The following is a 2,162-nucleotide window of genomic DNA, read 5'->3' on the forward strand; positions in this document are numbered from 1 at the left end:
CATTAAGCGAATGCCGGGCGTTTCATAAAAACTTTTAAGTAAAGGCGCTTCGGCAGCACTCACTAAAAAAATAGCGTCTAACTCCCCTTTTTTAAATTTTTCCAATGCTTCTAAGGGCTTGAGCTTTTCAGTGCGGATATCATTCATGCTTAATCCGCTTGCCTCGAGCAATTGCGAAGCTAAACTCAAGGTACCACTTCCCTCATTGCCAATGGAAACGCGCTTACCTTTCAGCTGACTCAATAAGCCCAAGCGCCCAGATTCATTAGGAAAGCTAGCCTCTCGATACCAAACCCATACAGGCTCATAAAACACTCCTGCAATAGAGACCAGTTTGGGATGCTTGGATAAGTCTGCCACTCCACCTTGAACCATTGCAAAATCGACGCCTGAATGCGGATCATTCAATAAGGCCAAGTTATCACTTGTGCCGCCAGTCGTTCTTAAGCGTAGAGAAATTCCTTCCTCCGTAAGCTCTTTCTGAAGTCTTTCACCAAACTGCTGATACAGGCCAGTAGGCAAGCCCGTTGCCAACTGGATGGACCTGGGCGGCGGGGGCACCAAAACCCATAAGGTAGCAAAAAGTATCGCCACCAGAACCAAAAAGGCTATGCCAAATGCGATAGGGTTGTAGATATTTTTGCGTATGAAGTCCATAAGAATTCTTCTTGTTTTTGCCATTATGCCCCTAGCCCATAGATCAAGAGCGGAATGAATTCATCCCGAATCATTTAGGATAAGATGAATGTTTTCAAAGAACCCTTAGGATCAAAATGAACTCAAACCTCAATAAGGTAGCCCTGGTTACGGGAGCTGGAACGGGTATTGGCAAGGCAGCTGCAAAAGCGCTGCTCAATGGCGGCTTTCAAGTTGTCTTAACCGGTAGAAACCTTGAGAAACTGAATAAAGCCATTCAAGATATTGGCGGAAATAGCCAAAACTGCTTAGCTCTTGCCTGCGACGTGGGTAGACCAGAACAAGTAAAGCAGTTATTTTCAGAGATCCAAAAACACTTTGGTCGTATTGATGTGCTCTTTAATAATGCTGGTATGGGTGCTCCAGCAATCCCGATGGAAGAGATCAGCTACGAACAATGGATGAACGTGGTCAATGCCAATCTTTGCGGGGCTTTTCTTTGCTCACAAGAAGCAATTCGCATGATGAAGGCGCAGTCACCTCAAGGTGGACGCATCATTAACAATGGCTCCATCTCAGCACATGCACCCCGCCCGATGTCTGCCCCATACTCATCCACCAAACATGCCATCACTGGATTAACCAAGTCCATTGCATTAGATGGTCGTCCTTTCAACATCACCTGCGGTCAAATTGATATTGGTAATGCCGGTACTGAAATGACCATCCCTATGGCCGCCGGAATTTTGCAAGCCGATGGGTCAAAGAAAGCTGAGCCATTAATGGATGTGGATCATGTTGGGCAAGCAGTGCTACATATGGCTCAACTACCTCCAGAGAGCAATATTCTGACGATGACCATCATGGCAAGCAATATGCCATTTGTTGGTCGAGGTTAATTAAGGTCTAACTTGATCGACCATCAAGCGGGCATCTGTCGTGCCCACTTTGATGGTTTGCGCAGAAGAAATCAAATCGCCAGACTCCGGCATTGCCATACCCGTTTTAGAGATACGCACCTCAACTGACACCTCAGGTAATTGAGAGATCAAGGCATTTGGGCTCATTGCCAAAGCATCATTTAATACAAAGCTCACCGGGAAAGTGGTCACAGGGGTTTTGAGAACTGCGACTGGCATACGTTCACCAGGCTTACGAGCAATCACCATCAAAGTATCACCCGCTTTAACTTTAGATTGAAGCGCGGAAGATATTCCCACTCGCCCACTCACCCCTCGATTATTAATCGCTGGTGCAGTAGCTGGCACTAACCCACCTTTGCTACGCGCTTCAGCAATAGAGCCGGCAATCGCTCTCGCCTCATCTGTTTCAGGGGGTAATTGCTTTTCTAGTTTTTCCCAAGATTGCACAGCGGCTTTGTAGTTTTGCGCATTAAAGGCTGCAGTTCCAGAAAGCCATAGTGCCAATAGATTATTTGGATCTAGGGCCAATGCTTTATTAATCAGTTGCTGTGGCTTACCAGCAAAATTGCCATTGGCATTTGCCGCCAATACATCAGCATAGTC

At 46.3% G+C, this 2,162-nt stretch carries 3 protein-coding genes; 1 reads left to right on the top strand and 2 read right to left on the bottom strand.

Features of this window, described 5'->3' with window-relative positions; genetic code table 11:
- A partial coding sequence (locus B7Y67_RS15930) for a TAXI family TRAP transporter solute-binding subunit (protein ID WP_293599471.1) occupies positions 1–657 on the bottom strand: 657 nt, incomplete at its 3' end.
- Positions 658–773: 116 nt separating this feature from the next.
- On the opposite strand from B7Y67_RS15930, the gene B7Y67_RS15935 reads away from it, so the two are divergent.
- Positions 774–1,535: an SDR family oxidoreductase gene (locus B7Y67_RS15935; protein WP_215386447.1), complete on the top strand. Its 762-nt coding sequence runs from the start codon at positions 774–776 to the stop codon at positions 1,533–1,535.
- On the opposite strand, the gene B7Y67_RS15940 is transcribed toward B7Y67_RS15935, so the two are convergent.
- Positions 1,536–2,162, bottom strand: a 627-nt coding sequence (locus B7Y67_RS15940) for a tetratricopeptide repeat protein (protein ID WP_367227296.1), incomplete at its 5' end; no start/stop codon positions are given.

The organism is Polynucleobacter sp. 35-46-11, assembly GCF_002281105.1.